The following is an 18,205-nucleotide window of genomic DNA, read 5'->3' on the forward strand; positions in this document are numbered from 1 at the left end:
AAATCAGTCTCCCGTTGGGGTTACCAAAGCCTCTGATCAGCGCAGATAGGTCTTCAGCACATCGGATATTTCATCGACCGCCTGGCGGCGAGCCTGCTCGCTTTCGGCTTGGAGCACATGCTCCTGCAGATGATCTTCCAATATCTCGCCGGTCAGTCCTGTCAGGGCGCCACGGATGGAAGCGAGAAGCTGCAAGACCTCCCCACAGGGCCGCTCGGCCTCCAGCGCCCTCTCCACTGCCTCCATCTGTCCTTTGAGACGGCGAACGCGGGAAAGTAGCTTGGCTTGCTGACGGATAGTATGGGACATGTCGGCCTCGTTTATAATATAGGGGGGTATACTATAATTATCACCAAGAGAAAACCCGCGCTCGGTGACACGCGGGTGCGATAGACTGACGCGCTGACGCCCGCGGATCGAAATCAACCGCATTACCGATGTCGCACATGGCTCATGAGGAGGCATTGAGCCTCCCCATTGACAAATCCGCCATTCCAGATCATTTATGCGCCCATGATCACGCACGCGCTCCATAACTGCTCGTATTTTTGGCTGTACCTGTAAGGGGCGGCCGAGACAGATCATTTTGTCAACAAGCCGCCGTCAGGCGGCTTTGTTGTATCGGCAGCGTCCTGACGGCATATTCGAAAAAGGACGCCAAACCCCATGCTAGATGATAGCGAAATTTCACTTCTCCGCCCGCCTGTCATCACTATCCGCCATGCGCACCCCCGCGATTTGCCGGAGTTGAACGACATGATCCGGCTGCTCGCCGCCCATCACGGCGATCCTTCAGCCACCACCCCGGAACAGCTCGAACGAGATCTCTTCGGCCCGGTGCCGTGGATCACGGCCCTAGTGGCGGAAGGCGAAAACGGACTGATCGGCTACGCCATCCTCGTACCGCTCTACCGGGCGCAGGAAGGTCAACGCGGCATGGACCTGCATCACCTCTTCGTGCGCGACGGCCATCGCGGCCATGGCGTCGGCCAGCATCTCGTCGACCGCGCTCGCGACGTCGCCCGCAAGGCCGGCTGCGGCTACCTCTCCGTCAGTGCCGCGACCGGGAATGTCCAGGCGCACCGCTTCTACGAACAAATGGATTTCAAACCGCGCCCCGTCACCGGCATGCGCTATCTGCAGGCGCTTGCATGAAACGGACCAACGCCGGGATCGCCAAAGATCTTCCTGTCATCAGAGATCGATGACGATCCCTCGTCCGGCGAAGAACCGGTCGAATATCTCCAGCGGCAATTCGACATTTTCGCGCGTCGCAGGCTCGTGCCCGGAGGGATTGTGAAAGCGGACCATGTTGGAGTTAACCGCCGTCACCAACACAAGATGTCCACCCTTCGATGGCGGTTCGGTGTCCGGCCAGCGGATGGAGTGGTGGACAGACGCTATGAAGAATTCGGATTGCGTCAGAATATCGCCGATATCTGCGACGGAAATCCCGGTGAGGACCCTGGCGTTCAAGCCGAACCGATCTTTGACGAAGGGAACGAATGGCGCATAGATCAGCCCTTTGATCTTGCCGTCCGGTTCTTCGACATAGCCGCCATATTCCTTGCATGCCAGCGCGAGATCCACGGTCGGCACGATTTCGCCGGTACGCGCGGCAAGGACCATCTTCAGGCAGGCCATGCCGCAGATATTGCCGGCCCACCGGGCGTAATCCTCGACATCCCGGGCTCCCGAACCCGCCCATAGCGGGTCTTTCAGCAGCGCCGTCCGCGCCCCTTCCGCCAGCACCGCCATGGTCATGTCAGGCGTCTCCCATTGGCTGAAATAAGGAATCCTGCGCTCTGCCATTCCGTCCATGATCGCCCGCTCCTGCCCCTGCAACCGAAATTCATCGCGCTGTAAAGTTCAACCAAAATGCGCTAGAAAAAAGGCCTCCTATCCCGCATTTCAACCGAGGAAACCGCCTTGGAACAACGGTTCACTTTTGACGACGTGGCAGCCCTCTACGGCGATGCTCGCCCGACCTATCCCGAGCCCGTTTTCGATGACATCGCCGCGTTTGCTGGTTTGGACGGGAGAGATGCGGTCCTTGAGATTGGCTGTGGCACGGGACAAGCGACACGCGGGTTTGCACGCCACGGTTTTTCTATCCTCGCGCTTGATCCGGGCACGGATTTGATCGGCATCGCGCGGAAAAACCTTCAGGAATTTCTCAATGTGCGTTTCGCGGAAACCACCTTTGAGGCGTGGCCGGGTGAGACGGCAGCGTTCAAGCTCGTGATGGCAGCCCAGTCCTTGCACTGGGTCGCACCGGAGGTGCGGTTTGCCAAGACCGCTGAACAGCTTGTGCCTGGCGGAACACTTGCCGTTTTCGGAAATGTACCTATGCCGCCGGCGCCTCCACTCGCCGCAGAATTCGCGCATCTCTATACACACTACGCGCCATCGCTCGCCGGTCCACCAGCGGAAGCGTGGTATCTGCCGGACGGTCCTTTCGCGAAATTACTTGGCGAATCCAAATATTTCGAACCGGCAATGCACCGATGCTATCCCTGGAGCCGGATGCATAGCGCGGCAAGCTATACCGATCTGCTTCGTACGCTCTCAAGTTACCGGCTTCTGGCGGACGACCGGAGGGAGGCGCTGCTTGCGGCGATAGCGGAGGTTATCACTGCGCACGGCGGAGAATTCGAGTTGCGATACGAAACGCATCTCTATCTGGCAAAGCGGCGCTGAGAGGGGTAGCCGGCCACCCTACTTCTCATTGCGCCGGCACCGCCTTCAGGTAGGCCGCGATCGCCTCGCGGTCCGAGGCTGGCAGGCGAGCGATGTTTTGCTGGACTTCCGCCATCGAGCCGCCGGCGGAATCGAAATCGGGGGTGAAGCCGGTTTCGAGGTAGTTGGCGATGTCACCTGCGCTCCAGTTGCCGATTGCTTTCGAGCCGGGAGTGATGTCGGGGATGCGGCCCTTGCCTTCCGGGTTCGGAGCGCCGGCCAGCCACTGGTCCCTCAGAAAGCCACCAAGCTGGTCGCGCGGGGTGTGGCACTCGCCACAATGGCCCGGGCCTTCCACCAGATATTGACCGCGCTTGATCTTGTCGTCGGCATTGGCGATGACAACGCGCGGCTGATCGTTGAAATAGAGAAGCTTCCAGCCGCCAAGCGCCAGCCTGATATTGAAGGGGAACGGCAGCTCGTGCGGCGGCGCGACGTTGCTGCTCTTCGGCAAAGTCTTCAAGAAACCCCAGAGGTCGTTGATGTCCTTGTCGCTCATGCGGGCATAGGAGCCGTAGGGGAAAGCCGGATAGAGATGCTCGCCGTTTTTGCCGACGCCGCGCTTCATGGCGTTACCGAAATCGGCAAGCGTCCAATTGCCAAGGCCCGCCTTTTCATCCGGCGAGATATTAGGGACATGAAAAGTGCCGAAGGGGCTGTTCAGCGCCAGGCCACCCGATAGGACCAATTTCGCATCGCCCTGCGCGCCCGACGCAGCATGACAGCTCGTACAGCCGCCGGCCCAGAACACCAGCTCGCCGTTCTTGATATCGGGGTCGCCGAGATTTGCCCAATGGCTCGCCGGCAGGGGTGACGGCGCGGTGATGAAATAGAAGGCGCCGAAGCCGATGATGGCGAGGCCGACAAGACAGAGCAGCCACCGGACAAATCGCGCAACCATGCCTCGCACTCCCCGTATTCAGCGTGCATCAAGAGATACTAAAATCCGCACCGGCAGCAAAGCCGATGCGGATGCTTGACCTGATTTTCGGACGATGCCGGCCTACCGCTTAGTCCTTCTTGACGCGGTAAGCCTGATGACAGGCGCCGCAATCCGCACCGAGCGTCTTCAACGCGGCGCCGACGCCGGCCTGATCGGCCGGGAGCTGGGCGAGCGCCGTCTCAGCGTCGCCGGAAAGCTTGGCAGCCTTGGCCTTGAAGTCGTCGAAGTTGTCCCAGAGCTTTGGATTGACCTCAGCATCGGTCTTGTCGCTGTTCGGGCCGAACTGGTCCGGGAAAGCTTTGGCCGTCTCGGCAATCGTCGTCAGCGAGGTCTTGACGATAGCAGCATCGTAGGGCTTGTCGCCCTTGGCGATGGCGCCGAGAGCGCCGGCAGCGCCGCCGATTTTCTTCATCATCGCAATACGGGAATCATGCGTGCCATCGGCCGCAATGACTGAACCAAAGGCAACGCCGGCCAAAACCGTCGCAGCCACAATCGCTTTCCACTTCATAGACCTCTCCATATGTGATCTGGACCGCTAATGCGGCCGGCGCGTAGTCACGGCCGACATGTTTGCCGGTTTCCGCTCTTGCAATGAAGTCACAAAGTGGTGAGAGCTGAGCAAAATCAGCGTCATATTTAAGACATATGCCAGATTTCGTATCCGAAGTCACGCCGTCTTCCACCCCTCCCAGACGGTAAATGCCGATACCGCGAACAGGAGCAGCCCGGCGGTGCGGCCGGCAAAGGCGGTCGCTCTGGGATTGGCGATCAGCAGATCGCGGCTGCGGCCGGCGGTGACCGCAAGCCCGCCATAGACAGCGAATTGAGTGCCAATTGTCATGAGCCCCATGATAACAGCCTGTATCCAGATCGGGCCGTAGTCCGGCTTCAGAAATTGCGGATAGACGGCGAACATGAAGAGATAGGCCTTGGGATTGATGAGGCAGGTAACCGCGCCTTGACGAAAAGCCCGCCAGGCCGAACGACTGCCAGCCGGCCCTTCGTGGCCGACGGTAATCGAGCTGCGCATCAGCGTGATGCCGATGAAGGCCATGTAGGCCGCACCGGCAACGAGCAGCGGATTGAAGAGGATCGGCACAAAATGCATCAGCAGACCGACACCCAGCGCGCCATTCAGCGAATGCACAACGCCGCCGAGCATGATGCCGCCGGTGGCGGCCAGTCCCCTGTTGCGCCCGCCGGTCAGCGAATTGGCGAGCACGAAGAGCATGTCCATGCCGGGAACGATGATGATTCCGAAGAGGAGGAGAAAGAAAAGCCAGAGGTTTTCGCTATAATCCATGTCAGTTGCCTATCGTCATATGCGAGCGAGCCGCAGAGGAACTTGTTGATTTTCAATCCGATAGGAAGTTTTATAGATCAGTCCAACTGACAGGGTGTTGTCAGGAGCCTTCAAATCGTGGGGATGAAATGCGCAAGGCGTCACGCTTGTTCGAGATCATCCAGATCCTGCGGCTGGCGAAAAAGCCGGTGACAGCGGCTGTCATCGCCGACCGGCTGGAGGTGACGGTGCGTTCCGTCTATCGCGATATCGTCGCGTTGCAGGCGATGCGCGTGCCGATCGAAGGCGGGCGGGGCATCGGCTATATCCTGCGTCCCGGTTTCGACTTGCCGCCGCTGATGTTTTCAATCGAGGAGATGGAGGCGATCGTGCTGTCGCTGGCGCTGCTGGAGCGCACCGGGGACAATGAGCTGAAACTCGCAGCCAAGCGCGTCAGCGCCAAGATCGCGGGCGCAGTGCCGCCGCCGCTCCGCCAGACACTCGACGCTAACGCCTTGCACGCCTGGGGCTTTGCCGCGCCTTCGGCCGCCGCCATCGATCTCGCTCTGGTGCGCCGTGCCATTCGCGACGAGGAGAAACTGGATCTCTCCTATCGCGACGAATTGGGCCGCGCCACCGAGCGTATCATCCGCCCGATCGCCCTTATCTATTATGCCGAAACCGCGAATATCGTCGCCTGGTGCGAGCTGCGCCAGGCGATCCGCAATTTCCGTAGTGACCGTATCGAGGGTTGCGAGGCGACGGGACTATGGTTCAAGGGCGAAGGAGATGGATTGCGGCAGATTTGGGTGAACGGATGGCAATTGAGTGCGCAACCTGCCGGCGGCTGATGACGCCGGTCGATGATCGCCAGACCGGCCTGGCCTGCCCGGCGATCTGAGACTTAAACCATCATGCCGCCGGACACTTCGATGCGCTGCGCATTGATCCAGCGATTGTCTTCCGACAGCAGCGAAGCGATCATCGGGCCGATGTCATCGGGCTGGCCGACGCGACCGAGCGCAGTCATGGAGGCGACGAGCTTGTTGACCTCAGGGTTGTCGCGCACTACGCCGCCGCTGAAATCGGTGGCGATAGCGCCCGGCGCCACGGTATTCACGGCGATGCCGCGCGCGCCGAGTTCCTTGGCCAGATACCGCGTCAGAACCTCGACCGCACCCTTCATTGCCCCGTAAGCTGACGAGCCCGGGAAGCTGAAGCGAGCGAGGCCGGAAGAGATATTGACGATGCGGCCGCCATCCTGGATCAGAGGCAGCAGCTTTTGCGTCAGAAAATAAACGCCCTTGAAGTGGACGTTGTAAAGCTTGTCGAGCTCGGCTTCCGTCGTTTCCGTGAAGGCGGCATGATAGGCCGTCCCGGCATTGTTGACGAGAAAATCGAAGCGATCGTACCCCCATTCCTGGCGCAGCGCTTGGCCGAGTTCAGAGATGAAAGCGTCAAAGGACGCAACGTCGCCGGCATCGAGTTGCAGCGCCACAGCCTTCCGTCCGAGAGCCTCGATCTCGGCAACCGCGCTTTCCGCTTCTGCCCGATTTGAGTGATAGGTCAGGATGGAATCAATGCCGCGTCGGGCGAGATGAACGGCCGTGTTTCGGCCGAGACCGCGGCTACCGCCCGTAATGATTGCGATCTTCACCTTTGATTTATCTATATTTTCGGTCGTCATTGCCGTTCTCCAAGGAATGTTTGATGACGGAAACTTACGCCCGCTGCACCATCTCCTTGAATGCCGGAACTCTCGAATTTCTTGCCTATTCCTCCAACCACCTTGCCCGGCGCGATGACGCGGCTATGATAGCGGTAAAGCAACAGCTTGCTCCGGAGAACGAAGATGTCGTCCGCTCTTAAAGATGCGCTCATGCAATTCATCGAAGCCAGCGATGGTGGCGACAACGGTGTATTTTCGACCGGTATCGATGGCCTTCACATCATGCGTTCGACAGAGTTGAAGATGCCGCATCCGATGGTCTACAAGCCGGCGCTTTGCGTCGTCGTCCAGGGTGCGAAGCAATTGATGCTGAACGACAGGGTGATCGACTATGCCGAGATGCAAGCCCTCATTATCAGCATCGAGCTGCCCGCATCCGGCCGGGTGATCCAGGCAAGTGCGGAGAAACCTTATGTCGCCATCTCTCTTGAATTCGATGTCGGCATGATGCGCGAGGTGATGGAGCAGCTCGACACGCCGCCGAAGCCGACGGGCAGTGCCCGTCTCGGTATCTTTGTCGAGGACCTCAGCCAGCCGCTTGCCGATTGCCTGATGCGATTGACCGGCCTACTGGCGACTCCGAGGGCTATTCCGGTGCTCTATCCGGCAATTATGCGGGAAATCTGTTTCTGGATGCTCACCGGCCCGAACGGCGGCGAGGTCTGCAAGCTGGTGCTTCCAGACAGTCAGACGCGCCGCATTGCCGACGCCATCCACCTGCTGCGCGACAACTTCACTGAGCCGGTGCGCATCGAACAGCTTGCCGCCGCCGCGCGCATGAGCCCCTCCTCGTTCCATCAGCATTTCAAAACGCTGACCTCGATGACGCCGCTGCAATATCAGAAGCAAATGCGGCTACTGGAGGCCCGCCGCCTCATGGTCGCCGGCAGCGCCAATGTGGAGAATGCAGCCTATCGGGTCGGTTACGAAAGCGCCTCGCAGTTCAGCCGCGAATATACCCGCATGTTCGGCGCGCCGCCGAAGCGGGATGTGGCGGACATGCGGATGGCAGCGGAATGAACATTAGCGCAACGCCAAAGTCCTATCGGCCTCGCGCCCGAAGCCGGTGATCTCGAGCCGGTCTTCATAAACCGAGACGATCGCATAGGCATTGCTGTCTTCGGTATCGACCATGCCTTTGAAATTGATGAAATAAGTGCCGTCGACAACGCCGAAATTGCCGGCATGGTTGTGGCCGCTGAGATAGGCAACAACGTGATCATGTTCGGCCAATAGCGCCAGCATGCGGTCGCAATCGAGCGCGTTATGCGAGTTCTCGGGGAAAACCGGGTAGTGGTTCATAATGACTACCTTCTCGCAAGCCGCTTTTGCCTCATGCAATTTGGCGGCGAGCCAGGCATATTGCGTGTCGCTGACGGCAGCGTTCCAGCGATGCGCATTCGGCGCGCCGGCGTCTTGCAATGCCTTCATCAGCGCCTTGGCCTCCTCTCGACGCGGTTCGCCCTCCGGTGGCGCGAAGAGGCTGATCTCGTTGCCGTCAAGCGCGATGAAACGATAACCGGCATGGGCGAAATCATAATAGGCCGACGGCATGCCGACCCGGCTTGCGACGTTCGTCAAATGCTCCGCTGCGACCGCAAAATCGTGATTGCCGAGCAGAAAATGCCGTTCGTGTCGCAAGGTCTCATAGATCGGCAAAACCGTGTCGAAACTTTCCCAGATGCCGTCGATGATATCGCCGAGGGTGGCGACGAAGGCGAGATCGTGCCGGTTGAATTCCGCAATTGCGTCTTCAAGCTTGGCAATGCTCTTCGCAGGGTAGCGGTCAAGCGCAAGATTGGGCTCCAAGGCGGCATATTGCGGATCGGCGACGACACCGAAACGGAAGAGTGGAGCGGACGGAGACGGCATACAGCCTCCCTGGGGCTGGCAGGATGATGATAGTCGGACGATATCAAACGACGGATATGAAAACACCCGACGCTTGGACAGCGCCGGGTGTAAAAGCGAGCCTAGACGGCAAAGCTTACTTCGTGGCGGCTTCGTAGCGCTCCAGGACGTAGTCCCAGTTGATCAGGCTGTCGATGAAGGCCTCGAGATACTTCGGACGCAGATTGCGGTAGTCGATGTAGTAGGAATGTTCCCAGACATCGACGCCGAGGATCGGCGTGGCACCATGAACGAGCGGGTTTTCGCCGTTCGGGGTCTTGGAGATCTCGAGCTTGCCGTTCTTCACGGAAACCCAAGCCCAACCGGAGCCGAACTGGGTGGCGCCGGCAGCGGCGAAATCGGCCTTGAACTTGTCGTAGCCGCCGAGATCGGAGGCAAAGGCTGCTTCCAGCTTGCCCGGCAGCTTGTTGCCGCCGCCGCCCTTCTTCATCCACTTCCAGAAATGGATGTGGTTGTAGTGCTGGGCAGCATTGTTGAAGAGACCGGCATTGGTGCCGAAGGACTTTTTCACGATCTCTTCGAGAGAGAGATCGGCAAGACCAGCTTCGGCCGCCAGCTTGTTGCCATTGTCGACATAGGCCTTGTGATGCTTGTCGTGGTGATACTCGAGGGTTTCACGCGACATGAAGGGGGAAAGCGCTTCGTAATCATAGGGAAGTTCAGGCAATTCGAAAGCCATGGTCATATCTCCTCTTGGCAAAAAATTGCGTCGGCAGGTGATCGGGAACATAGGAGGGGACGGTGGCAAGGGCAACCGGCGACATGCCAAAAAATCGCGGACTGGAGGAAAATTTACCTTCCCTTCAGTCGGGTACGGCTTACCCCAATCGCACCGGTATCGCCTATGGCGAAACTGCGAATATGCGGTGTTGAACCGCCTATTCGCTCCCTCACCTGTCGCTGGTCTCAATTAAGCCTTAATCAGCCTGTAGTTGTTTTTCTATCGTCTTGGGCAGTTTGGCTCTCGCGGCGTCAGAGGTTCTCGACCCGCCGATCTCCTCAGCCGTATGGTCTTGAATATGCACGGCGCCGCTGTCGGCATTCGACCATGCCATGCCCCGGAGGAGACAGCATGTTCAACGGTATCGTCAAGAATTTCGACCTGGAAAAGGGCTACGGCTTTATTCAGCCGACCGACGGCAGCGTCGCGATTTTCGTTCACGCGAAAACGGTGGCGAAAGCCGGGCTGGAAACGCTGGCCAAGGGGCAGAAGCTGATTTTCGAGATCGAGCAGGACGGCATGGGCCGCAGCTCGATCAGCAACCTCAGATTGGCGTGATTGGAATGGAATGCGGCGCTGACCACGGATGTACTGGCAGCCCGCAATCGTTCCGTTGACAATCAAGCCGAAATGTTCGGCAAGCGGCATTCCTGCCGTCTTGCCGGACATGCATTTCCCGAGAGACCATATTTGCGCGAACGCGCTGTGATACAGGGCCATCGCAACAGACATGGCCGGAAAGATGAAGTGCACCGTGTCCACCCACCGTTTTCCCATCGGCCAGACCGTTCGATTGAAAAGCCGGAAAGGCCTCTCTCCAAAGGCGGCGGAAATCTACCGGATCACGGCCTATCTTCCGGCGAGGGACAATTCCCCGCAATACCGGATGCGCAATGACGAAGTTGCCCAGGAACGGGTGACACAGGAAGTCGACATAGAACCGACCGAGATCGCACCAGCGGCAAAAGCCGAATAGACCGGGTCATCGCGTCGGCCAGACGCTGCAACAGCTTTTGAGCGCTTTGTCTTACGCGACGGTTCGCTCGAAACCGTGGGCAGTTCCGAGAGCCGAACGCCTCCCGCGACCGGAGCCCGCTTTTTCTGCGGAGACTGATGACAATCGCCGCAGGCATCTCGCCGCATCACATCCGGGACCATCAGCCAAACCGGAAGGAATCATGATGCACACTGATAATGCCAACAAAATCAACAATGCCCATCTGTCCGATAGCCGTGCCCATTCCTTCGACAACCGTTCGTCCCGCTATGTCAGGGACACCGCGTTCATGGACAGCCGGACACCTCTTTTTGAAAACGATGACTGGCTGGTCGACGATTTTGGCCTCCGGGCGAAGATGCCTACCGGCGCCTTCAATATTCCTGCCAGCCGTCTTGGCGAATTGACGACATCGTCGGCTGGCGCCTTTCTGTTCTGGCTACTGCATATGGCGGACGAGCATTGGATCAGAATCGATCTGTTTGCAGAAGCCTATAAGCGGGCATTGGCGGTCCACAAGGGACGGTACGGACCCCAGATTCCGGATGCGCTGCTCGACAGCAGCATACGAGCCGCGAGAACGATATCGATGGGCACAGTGCACGCAACCCAGAATGCAGCGGGCTATGGGCAATAGGACAACAGGTATGACAACCTCACTCGCCTCCAAATCGGCGCGTCTCAATGCGCCCAAATCGGCCGATCTTGAATTGGCGGTCGAAAACGCGCTGGCCATGGCTGAAGATATCGACGGTGCTGATGTTTTCGTGACCGTGAACGGCTCCAAGATCGTCCTTAGCGGCTGGCTCGCGACCGAAGAAGAGATCGACCGCGCCGGGGAAATCGCGATTGAGATCTGCGGCGCGACACGCGTCGACAACCAGATCGTCAGAGGCTAGGTTTAGCGGATCGCCGCCCTATCGGCGGCTTCAGCGAGGCCAACTCCGTGAAGATCGTCTGCCTGCACACTGCCGAAAGCAATGTCGCCATCTATGAGGACGCTGCAAAGCAACTAGGCCTTCCAGCCGTCGCTCTTCGCCACCATGTCCGCGCCGATCTTCTCTTCACCGCTGAACGGGCGGGCGGACTGACGCCGAATATCGAGGCGGAAACGGTCGCGGTTCTGCAGCACCTTGCGCGGGACGCTGATGCTGTCTTGCTCAACTGCTCCACCCTCGGCCCAGCGGCATCGCTAGCGGCAGGCTCATCCGATGTACCCATTGTCAGAGCCGACGGTGTACTCGCCGAAAAAGCCGTGAAGGCCGGCGGCAAAGTCACCGTTCTCTGCACCACCGAGACGACCATCGCCCCAACCACCCGACTATTCGAAGAGGCAGCGAAGACCACAGGCGCCAAGATTGAAGTCCGCCTGATCGACGGCGCATGGGTGCTGTTCCGGGCGGGTGAACAGGAAGCTTATCTGGCGCGGATCGCCGAGGCGGCGGAGGTAGCCTATCGTGAAGGGGCCAAGACGGTTGTATTCGCGCAGGCATCGATGACCGGTGCGGCGGCACTATTGGGTGACAAACTGGCACGGCCGATGAACGGTCCGGCCGCAGCGTTGGAAGCGGCAATGACGGCAATAGCCGCAAGCTGAGGATATAGCCGGGACTTGCTCCTTAGACTTCGATCGAAGACCGGCACTTGGCCATTGACAGCCTACCAACTAGTAGGTTAAGCCTTCCATCACAGAGGCGAAGAAGATTCTAACGGCATCCATTGCTCGCCGCTCAAGCCTACCTACTGGTCGATATACATTTCGGAGATCTATTATGCCTGCCCCTCTTTCTTTGCTCGGCGAACTCCATACCGTCATCAGTTTCGTCCCGATCGTTGCGGGACTGTATAGCTTTGCCAAACATGGCGGCATCCAGCCACAGATGCGGTCTGGACAGATCTATCTCGGTGGATTGGCGCTATCGGTGGTGACCTCCTTCGGACTTTCGTCAACGGGCGGGTTCAATCCGGGGCATGCGCTAGGCATCATGGCTCTGCTGGTGGCATCAGCCGCAATTTTGGTGGGAAGACTAAGCTTTCTTGGCCGGCTGCGGGCCTATCTGAAGGCGTTCGGCTTGTCCTTCACCTATTTCCTTCTGTGGGTTCCCGGCATCAATGAAACGCTCTCGCGGCTGCCGCCGTCGCATCCGATCGGCAACGGCCCTGATTCGCCGCCGGTGCAGATGGCCTTGCTCGTCTGGCTGATCCTGTTTGCCGCCGGCAGCCTCCTGCAAGCCTGGACGATCCATCGCGGTCATGCGCTCGCCCGCGCGAGGGCATGAGCCGAGTGAAAGGGCCGGCTCTCGGGCTGGCCCGCCTTCTCCTAGACATTGCGTCCGAAGTAGACGTTCACCTCGGCGATCCTGTCGCCGGTAAAGCGGATCATCTCCACATTGCGAAAGCTGCCTCCGTCCATCTTCTCGGCGCGATAACCAACGATTACCTCATCGCGGTCCGGCACCAGATGTTCGATATGAATGGCGCGGAAGACCTTCTCCTTCGGCCAGCAATGTTTAAAATATTGATCGCGGTCAATGTGATCATCGCGCGGGCTGGAAAAGGTAAAATCGCTGGTCAGCATCGGGCCGACGACGTCAGGATGTTGTGCGACATAGGCAGCATATAGCCGCCGCACCGTGTCGCAGCGGGCAGTCTCAAGAGTGCTCATGGTGCATCTCCTCTCAATCCGGCAACTGCTTGGAACATCTATTCAGCTACCGGCAATCCGATTGCAAAATGCAATCGGTTTTATATCATGAGATGACGGAACCGACAAGGCGCTTTGCCGGCTTGGCATCGCCGGTGGCGTGGTCCAGACTATCGCTATATTGGACATCTGCAGGAAGCCGCCGTCATGCCCGAGGCTCATCAAATATTAGAAAAGTTGCGCCGCCTGGCGGGCAAAGACAACCGGCCAGTCGCAATGCCGGCTGGCGAAAAAGACTATTCCACACTCTTCACCTTCGTGACCCGGCAACGCGAGCGTATCGCCGGTTCGACCTTTTCCCAAGTATCGATTGTCGTTATCGTCGAGGGCTTCAAGGATGTGCTCAGCATGGGACGCCATCTGCGCTTTCCAGCCGGTACGGTGCTGGTACTGCCCGCCGGCTGGCGCGGCGATGTCGTGAATGATCCCGATCCGCAGAGCGGTGTCTATCGTGCCATTTTCATCAGCTTTCCCAACGAGCTGGTGCGCCGGGCTACCAGGGCCTTTCCACCAGGACAGGTGGCGTCGCAGATCGACCTGGCGCTCGATCCAGTGCTGGCTGCAGCTATCCATCATGCCGGCGAAGGCATCGCGTCCGGGGATTTGCCGGCCGCCCTGATCGAGCATCGCCTGATGGAGGTGCTGATGGTGCTCGGCATGCGCGGGGCCCTGCCCTCCTCGCCCGAAACAACGGCTGAGGCCGTGCGCGCGCTGGTGCGCTGGCAACCGGACCGCGCCTGGACGGCCGATCTCATCGCCGCCGAGCTCGGCACCAGCAACGCAACACTGCGGCGGCGCCTGTCGCAGGAAGGCTCATCGCTGCGTGATCTGATGACCAGCGAGCGTGTGGCGCTTGCGACCACACTACTGACCAAAGATGGATTGTCGCTGCGTGAAGCCGCACTTGCCACCGGCTATCGTTCACCCCGCCGCTTTGCCGAACGGCTGCGCAACACTTGAGCGTTTTCGGACGAACTTTGAGCGTTTGCGTACGCCGGAGCATCAAGTCGATCTGTTAGACCCTGCCCAATGAAAGCTGGAAAGGGCTGAAATACGAAAGGGCAAGACCATGCGAAACACCACCCACCTTGTCAGCGCAATCGCCGTCACCGCAACGCTCACAGCCGGCGGGCCGGCCGTCGCCGCTGATCTCAAGGTCACGGTTGAAGAGAGCGGTGGCCATACATTGTTATCGGAAAACGCATCTTGCATCGCCACAGCGGATGGAAAGTCCGCTCCTGGGCCGAACAAGAGCGCCGCGCTGTCATGGTCAAAGGGGCCAAAAGGCACACGCTCCTACGCGCTGACAATGGTCGACCCCGATGTGCCGGCCGATTTCTCACTGTTCAACAGGGATGACATGACCATCCGCAAGACCTTCAAGCGGATCGAGTTTGCCCACTGGGTGCTTGCCGATATACCGGCCTCGCTGACCAAACTTCCCGAAGGCGCCGATGGCGATGGTCCTCCGGAGGCCGGATTGCCGCTCGAACGCACCGCCCACGGCAGGCGAGGACAGAATGGCGCAGGCGGCGGCTCCTTGAAGGATGGCCCGCATGGGGGCTATATGGGCGCATGCCCGCCCTGGAATGACGAACGGGTCCACAGCTATCACGTCACCGTCTACGCGCTCGACGTCGACCGGCTCGATCTTCCCGATCTCTTTACCCGCGCTGACCTGCTTGCCGCGATGAAGGGACATATCCTCGCGTCGGGTCGCGAGGAGTTATTTTATACATTGAATGCAAAGGCCAAGAAATGACTGCTGAGACAAGATGGGATGCGGCCGCGCCGGCTGAACCGGAAACCGCTTATTGGATGCGGAATCTGATCATCTGCCTCATGGGCTCCTTCACCACCATCGTGGCGATGACGCTGCTGCTTCCCTTCCTGCCGCTTTACGTCGAGGAGCTTGGCGTCACCGACAAGGCAGCGATCGTGCAGTGGTCCGGCATCGCCTATGGTGCCACCTTCTTTGCCGCGGCCTTCGTCGCGCCCCTCTGGGGCCGGCTCGGCGATATTTATGGCCGCAAGCTGATGCTGGTGCGTGCGAGCCTCGGCATGACGGTGGCGATCTCGCTGATGGGAATGGCGGGCAGCGTCTGGCAGTTGGTGGCGCTGCGCCTGTTCACCGGGCTTGCCGGCGGTTATGCCTCGGGCTCGATGGTGCTGGTGGCGACGCAGACACCCAAGCATCGCTCGGCCTGGGCGCTCGGAGTATTGTCCTCCGGGATCATGGCCGGCAATCTGGTTGGACCTCTGATCGGCGGCGCGCTTCCACCCATCATTGGCATTCGCGGCACCTTTCTACTGGCTGGCAGCGTGATCTTCTTCACGTTCCTCGCGACGACCTTCCTGATCAAGGAAGAGAAATCACCAGCGCGAAAGAAGGCCGCGAAAGCAAGTGGCGGCTGGACTTCCATCCCAGACAAACGGCCTGCCATCGCCATGTTGTCGATCGGCCTGCTGCTGATGCTCGCCAATATGTCGATCGAGCCGATTATTACCGTCTATGTCGCTCAGTTCGTCGGCGGTGCGCGTGTCACGATGATTTCGGGCGTGGTCATGGCTGCGGCGGCGCTTGGCAGCATCCTGTCAGCCTCGTGGCTCGGCAAGCTTGCCGATCGCGTCGGCCATTGGACGGTGATCATGGCGGCTCTCGCAGTCGCGGCGCTGCTGTTGATCCCGCAGGCTTTCGTAACCTCCGCCTGGCAACTAATCGTGCTGCGTTTCCTGATGGGTATAGCGCTCGGTGGACTGCTGCCCTGCATCACCGCCGTCATCCGCCACAACGTACCGGATGCGGCGGCCGGCAGCATCCTTGGTCTTTCGATCTCCTCGCAGTATGTCGGTCAGGTCGTCGGCCCTGTCATGGGCGGTTTCGTCGGCGGCCATATCGGCATGCGCGCAGTCTTCCTCGGCACATGCGTGCTGCTGGCGGTCGGCGCGGTCTATTGCTGGTGGGTCAGTCCGAAGAAAGAGGCGGAATAAATCCGTTATCGGAAATCATTCGCCGTCAGGACGTACAAGCGCCGGCGGGTATAACCGTAGGCTTTTATTGCGACCTTCTGAATCGCATCGCGTCCGGCGTCGAAGGCGGCAAGATAGCCCGCTTCGGTGTTGGCGTTTGGAAAGACATCTGCGTCGACGAGGAATGGAACTTCGAACATGCCGTCATGTCCGATAAAGCGGATACGCCGCGCCGAGGCATCATAACTGCGGCTCCGATTGGGAAAGCTCAGGCTCATCGTCAAACTACCTCTAAACAAAAAACGGACCCGACGGCTCCACGGGAGCCGGCGGCCTCAATCGCTTCCGACGTCACCAAGTCAATCCGAACAGCATCGAATAGATGACGAATCCGATCGCCGCGATCACACAGAGCTGCAAAAACAGCCTGTAATAGTCGAAAAGATAGACAGAAGCGGGAAGAGAAATTTTCATGGCGGCCTCCTCAGTGGTTTTGCCGACCAACTCTACTTTATCATGAAAGCCGTATTCGCGCTGTTTAATTTGAACTATTTTCTCCGACGAAATATTATTCTTTCGAATTTCTAATTTGTTTCGCTAAGCAGCTCTCTTTTTTCGCAAGCAGAGGCATACTTGCCGCAAACCATCGGATCGCCTCACTATTTCCGACCGCAAATGAGATCGACACCGGAGTGCGCGAGCGCTTCCAGCGTTTCGCGGGTATCGCCTGCACGAGCGCGCACGGCGAGCGAATGCATGACAGCGGAAGCAAGTCTCGCAAGGGTCGCCGGATCGGCGTCTGCCGGGAGTTCGCCCCGCTTCACCGCGAGCTCCATCCGTTCCTTGATCGCGTCGTCAAAATCATTCAGGCTGCGGCCCAACACCTCCCGCACACGGGCATGCTGAATCGCCTCCGCCGTCGCGGTGCTGATCAGAAAACAGCCGCGCGCAGCGGTCTCCCCGTGCAGATATATTGCCAAAGCTCTGTCGTAGACACGTGCCAGATTTTCACGCAGCGGCAAAGCGGGATCAAGAGCCTCCGACAGCACATCAAGGCTCTCTTCGCGATAGCCTTCCAAGGCATCAAGATAAAGCTCTTCCTTGTCGCCAAACGCACCGTAGAGGCTCGGGCGGTTCAGCTTCGTCGCAGCACTCAGAGTGTCGAGCGAGGCTGCAGAAAATCCCCTGTCCCAAAAAACCTCCCGCGCCTGTCCGATCACCGTCCTGGCGTCGAAGGCGCGTGGGCGCCCCTGCTTTTTCTCGCTTTTCATATTTTATACCGTTTCGCATAAAAATCTTGACCAAACGAAATTTATGCGAAATGGTACAAATGTTCAACGGATATTCGCGCGATGCTTCGTTGCCGCGCTGAGGGAAAGAGGAAGACCCGATGAAACTTTACATGCACGCTGCTGCATGCTCCCTGTCACCGCACATCGTTTGTCGGGAATTGGGGCTCGATATCGAATTGGTCGAAGTCGATCGGAAGACGCATCGCACGAGTTCGGGTGACGACTACCTTGCGATCAACGGCAACGGCTACGTGCCGGCGTTGATGCTGGATGACGGCAGCATACTGACCGAAGGGCCCGCGATCGTTCAGTACCTTGCGGAATGCACACCGGAAGGCTCGCGCCTGCTGCCGAAAGCGGGAACCTATGCCCGCAGTCAAGTGCAATCCTACCTGAACTTCATTACCGCCGAACTGCATAAGCCGATGGCGATGCTGTTCAACCCTGTCTATGAAGGCGCCCATGCCGGTATCCACGAACTGGTGTCCAAACGACTGGATTGGTTGAACGGCCGGTTTGCCGGCCCCTACCTGACCGGCGAAGACTTCACTATCGCCGACGCCTATCTCTTCGTGTGCCTGAACTGGTCGCCCTGGATCAAGATCGACCTCGCCCGCTGGCCAGCGTTACGTGGTTTCATGGCCCGCGTCGGCGCCAGACCAAAGGTCCGCCAAGCGCTCCAGGTGGAAGACCTTGAAGCCTTCGAGGCCGATGGCATCTTCTTCGCGCCGCAATCCTACATCGCTTCGGCGGGTCGTTCCGGAACACCGGTGCGGCCGTAAAGTCCTTATGGAGTTCCTGGGGCGGAGCTTAACTGGCTTTGCCCCTTTTACCGCTCTGCGCTTCGCTTTAGCTCAGCGCGTTCATCGCTGCAATCGATTCACTGGATCGATTGCTCGGGCTACGCCCGACCG

The 18,205-nt window shown here is 59.1% G+C and carries 27 protein-coding genes; 15 read left to right on the plus strand and 12 right to left on the minus strand.

Going from position 1 to position 18,205, the window contains the following annotated elements:
• Positions 1-36: 36 nt before the first annotated feature.
• Positions 37-309: a Ni(II)/Co(II)-sensing transcriptional repressor DmeR gene (dmeR, locus tag FHT86_RS11295; RefSeq protein WP_133706815.1), complete on the minus strand. Its 273-nt coding sequence runs from the start codon at positions 307-309 to the stop codon at positions 37-39.
• A gap of 357 nt (positions 310-666) precedes the next feature.
• Between dmeR and FHT86_RS11300 the strand changes: the two genes are divergently transcribed.
• Positions 667-1,155 (plus strand): GNAT family N-acetyltransferase, encoded by a 489-nt coding sequence (locus FHT86_RS11300; RefSeq protein ID WP_133706816.1) that lies wholly within the window; start codon positions 667-669, stop codon positions 1,153-1,155.
• A gap of 39 nt (positions 1,156-1,194) precedes the next feature.
• On the opposite strand, the gene FHT86_RS11305 is transcribed toward FHT86_RS11300, so the two are convergent.
• Positions 1,195-1,812: a C39 family peptidase gene (locus FHT86_RS11305; RefSeq protein WP_133707129.1), complete on the minus strand. Its 618-nt coding sequence runs from the start codon at positions 1,810-1,812 to the stop codon at positions 1,195-1,197.
• Between the two features lie 117 nt (positions 1,813-1,929).
• Between FHT86_RS11305 and FHT86_RS11310 the strand changes: the two genes are divergently transcribed.
• Complete coding sequence (locus FHT86_RS11310) at positions 1,930-2,700, plus strand: class I SAM-dependent methyltransferase (RefSeq protein WP_133706817.1); 771 nt, start codon at positions 1,930-1,932, stop codon at positions 2,698-2,700.
• 25 nt (positions 2,701-2,725) lie between these two features.
• On the opposite strand, the gene FHT86_RS11315 is transcribed toward FHT86_RS11310, so the two are convergent.
• The 3 genes from FHT86_RS11315 to FHT86_RS11325 form a co-directional block, all read right to left on the minus strand.
• Complete coding sequence (locus tag FHT86_RS11315; protein WP_133706818.1) at positions 2,726-3,640, minus strand: cytochrome c; 915 nt, start codon at positions 3,638-3,640, stop codon at positions 2,726-2,728.
• Positions 3,641-3,749: 109 nt separating this feature from the next.
• Positions 3,750-4,193 (minus strand): cytochrome c, encoded by a 444-nt coding sequence (locus FHT86_RS11320; RefSeq protein WP_133706819.1) that lies wholly within the window; start codon positions 4,191-4,193, stop codon positions 3,750-3,752.
• 159 nt (positions 4,194-4,352) lie between these two features.
• Positions 4,353-4,988, minus strand: coding sequence for a LysE family translocator (locus FHT86_RS11325; protein WP_133706820.1), 636 nt, complete (start codon positions 4,986-4,988; stop codon positions 4,353-4,355).
• Between the two features lie 128 nt (positions 4,989-5,116).
• Between FHT86_RS11325 and FHT86_RS11330 the strand changes: the two genes are divergently transcribed.
• A complete protein-coding gene (locus tag FHT86_RS11330) occupies positions 5,117-5,818 on the plus strand; it encodes a YafY family protein (protein ID WP_133706821.1) in 702 nt (233 codons plus the stop codon).
• A gap of 53 nt (positions 5,819-5,871) precedes the next feature.
• Here FHT86_RS11330 and FHT86_RS11335 read toward each other — a convergent pair whose 3' ends face one another.
• Positions 5,872-6,654: an SDR family NAD(P)-dependent oxidoreductase gene (locus FHT86_RS11335; RefSeq protein WP_133706822.1), complete on the minus strand. Its 783-nt coding sequence runs from the start codon at positions 6,652-6,654 to the stop codon at positions 5,872-5,874.
• Between the two features lie 23 nt (positions 6,655-6,677).
• Between FHT86_RS11335 and FHT86_RS11340 the strand changes: the two genes are divergently transcribed.
• Together FHT86_RS11340 and FHT86_RS11345 are read left to right on the plus strand one after the other, a co-directional pair.
• Positions 6,678-6,836: a hypothetical protein gene (locus FHT86_RS11340; protein WP_166656784.1), complete on the plus strand. Its 159-nt coding sequence runs from the start codon at positions 6,678-6,680 to the stop codon at positions 6,834-6,836.
• The gene (locus tag FHT86_RS11345; protein ID WP_133706823.1) at positions 6,820-7,716 is read left to right on the plus strand and encodes an AraC family transcriptional regulator; all 897 of its coding nucleotides are present in this window, start codon (positions 6,820-6,822) and stop codon (positions 7,714-7,716) included. The genes FHT86_RS11340 and FHT86_RS11345 overlap by 17 nt, the downstream gene beginning before the upstream one ends.
• Positions 7,717-7,719: 3 nt before the next feature.
• On the opposite strand, the gene FHT86_RS11350 is transcribed toward FHT86_RS11345, so the two are convergent.
• Both FHT86_RS11350 and FHT86_RS11355 read right to left on the minus strand, forming a co-directional pair.
• The gene (locus FHT86_RS11350; protein WP_133706824.1) at positions 7,720-8,568 is read right to left on the minus strand and encodes a metallophosphoesterase; all 849 of its coding nucleotides are present in this window, start codon (positions 8,566-8,568) and stop codon (positions 7,720-7,722) included.
• Between the two features lie 115 nt (positions 8,569-8,683).
• Positions 8,684-9,286 (minus strand): superoxide dismutase, encoded by a 603-nt coding sequence (locus tag FHT86_RS11355; protein ID WP_120703556.1) that lies wholly within the window; start codon positions 9,284-9,286, stop codon positions 8,684-8,686.
• A gap of 393 nt (positions 9,287-9,679) precedes the next feature.
• Between FHT86_RS11355 and FHT86_RS11360 the strand changes: the two genes are divergently transcribed.
• The 6 genes from FHT86_RS11360 (at position 9,680) to FHT86_RS11385 (ending at position 12,604) form a co-directional block, all read left to right on the plus strand.
• Complete coding sequence (locus FHT86_RS11360) at positions 9,680-9,886, plus strand: cold-shock protein (RefSeq protein WP_133706825.1); 207 nt, start codon at positions 9,680-9,682, stop codon at positions 9,884-9,886.
• Between the two features lie 184 nt (positions 9,887-10,070).
• On the plus strand, positions 10,071-10,304 hold the full coding sequence (locus FHT86_RS11365) for a hypothetical protein (RefSeq protein ID WP_210297678.1): 234 nt from the start codon (positions 10,071-10,073) through the stop codon (positions 10,302-10,304).
• Between the two features lie 202 nt (positions 10,305-10,506).
• Complete coding sequence (locus tag FHT86_RS11370; RefSeq protein WP_246779427.1) at positions 10,507-10,962, plus strand: hypothetical protein; 456 nt, start codon at positions 10,507-10,509, stop codon at positions 10,960-10,962.
• Between the two features lie 10 nt (positions 10,963-10,972).
• Positions 10,973-11,224, plus strand: coding sequence for a BON domain-containing protein (locus FHT86_RS11375; protein WP_133706827.1), 252 nt, complete (start codon positions 10,973-10,975; stop codon positions 11,222-11,224).
• Between the two features lie 47 nt (positions 11,225-11,271).
• Complete coding sequence (locus tag FHT86_RS11380) at positions 11,272-11,922, plus strand: aspartate/glutamate racemase family protein (RefSeq protein WP_133706828.1); 651 nt, start codon at positions 11,272-11,274, stop codon at positions 11,920-11,922.
• A 175-nt stretch (positions 11,923-12,097) separates the two neighbouring features.
• Complete coding sequence (locus FHT86_RS11385; RefSeq protein ID WP_133706829.1) at positions 12,098-12,604, plus strand: hypothetical protein; 507 nt, start codon at positions 12,098-12,100, stop codon at positions 12,602-12,604.
• A 41-nt stretch (positions 12,605-12,645) separates the two neighbouring features.
• On the opposite strand, the gene FHT86_RS11390 is transcribed toward FHT86_RS11385, so the two are convergent.
• Positions 12,646-12,990 carry a nuclear transport factor 2 family protein gene (locus FHT86_RS11390; protein WP_133706830.1) on the minus strand — a complete coding sequence of 115 codons (345 nt, stop codon included), beginning with the start codon at positions 12,988-12,990 and terminating at the stop codon, positions 12,646-12,648.
• Between the two features lie 186 nt (positions 12,991-13,176).
• Here FHT86_RS11390 and FHT86_RS11395 point away from each other — a divergent pair, with 186 nt between their 5' ends.
• The 3 genes from FHT86_RS11395 to FHT86_RS11405 all read left to right on the plus strand — a co-directional run bounded on the left by FHT86_RS11395 (position 13,177) and on the right by FHT86_RS11405 (position 16,020).
• Positions 13,177-13,989 (plus strand): helix-turn-helix domain-containing protein, encoded by an 813-nt coding sequence (locus FHT86_RS11395; RefSeq protein WP_133706831.1) that lies wholly within the window; start codon positions 13,177-13,179, stop codon positions 13,987-13,989.
• 109 nt (positions 13,990-14,098) lie between these two features.
• The gene (locus FHT86_RS11400) at positions 14,099-14,791 is read left to right on the plus strand and encodes a YbhB/YbcL family Raf kinase inhibitor-like protein (protein ID WP_133706832.1); all 693 of its coding nucleotides are present in this window, start codon (positions 14,099-14,101) and stop codon (positions 14,789-14,791) included.
• Positions 14,788-16,020 carry an MFS transporter gene (locus FHT86_RS11405; protein WP_133706833.1) on the plus strand — a complete coding sequence of 411 codons (1,233 nt, stop codon included), beginning with the start codon at positions 14,788-14,790 and terminating at the stop codon, positions 16,018-16,020. Before FHT86_RS11400 ends, FHT86_RS11405 begins: the two co-directional genes overlap by 4 nt.
• A 5-nt stretch (positions 16,021-16,025) precedes the next feature.
• Here the strand turns inward: FHT86_RS11405 and FHT86_RS11410 are convergent, their stop codons facing one another.
• The 3 genes from FHT86_RS11410 to FHT86_RS11415 all read right to left on the minus strand — a co-directional run bounded on the left by FHT86_RS11410 (position 16,026) and on the right by FHT86_RS11415 (position 17,270).
• Complete coding sequence (locus tag FHT86_RS11410) at positions 16,026-16,277, minus strand: DUF1488 domain-containing protein (protein WP_133706834.1); 252 nt, start codon at positions 16,275-16,277, stop codon at positions 16,026-16,028.
• Between the two features lie 73 nt (positions 16,278-16,350).
• Positions 16,351-16,473 carry a hypothetical protein gene (locus tag FHT86_RS38435; RefSeq protein WP_007699477.1) on the minus strand — a complete coding sequence of 41 codons (123 nt, stop codon included), beginning with the start codon at positions 16,471-16,473 and terminating at the stop codon, positions 16,351-16,353.
• Positions 16,474-16,658: 185 nt separating this feature from the next.
• Entirely contained in the window at positions 16,659-17,270 is a 612-nt protein-coding gene (locus FHT86_RS11415; protein ID WP_133706835.1) for a TetR/AcrR family transcriptional regulator, read from the minus strand.
• 119 nt (positions 17,271-17,389) lie between these two features.
• Here FHT86_RS11415 and FHT86_RS11420 point away from each other — a divergent pair, with 119 nt between their 5' ends.
• Positions 17,390-18,073 carry a glutathione S-transferase N-terminal domain-containing protein gene (locus tag FHT86_RS11420; protein ID WP_133706836.1) on the plus strand — a complete coding sequence of 228 codons (684 nt, stop codon included), beginning with the start codon at positions 17,390-17,392 and terminating at the stop codon, positions 18,071-18,073.
• The last annotated feature ends 132 nt before the right edge of the window (positions 18,074-18,205 follow it).

Origin of the sequence: Rhizobium sp. BK313 (assembly GCF_014193655.1) — a bacterium.
Taxonomy (GTDB): domain Bacteria; phylum Pseudomonadota; class Alphaproteobacteria; order Rhizobiales; family Rhizobiaceae; genus Rhizobium.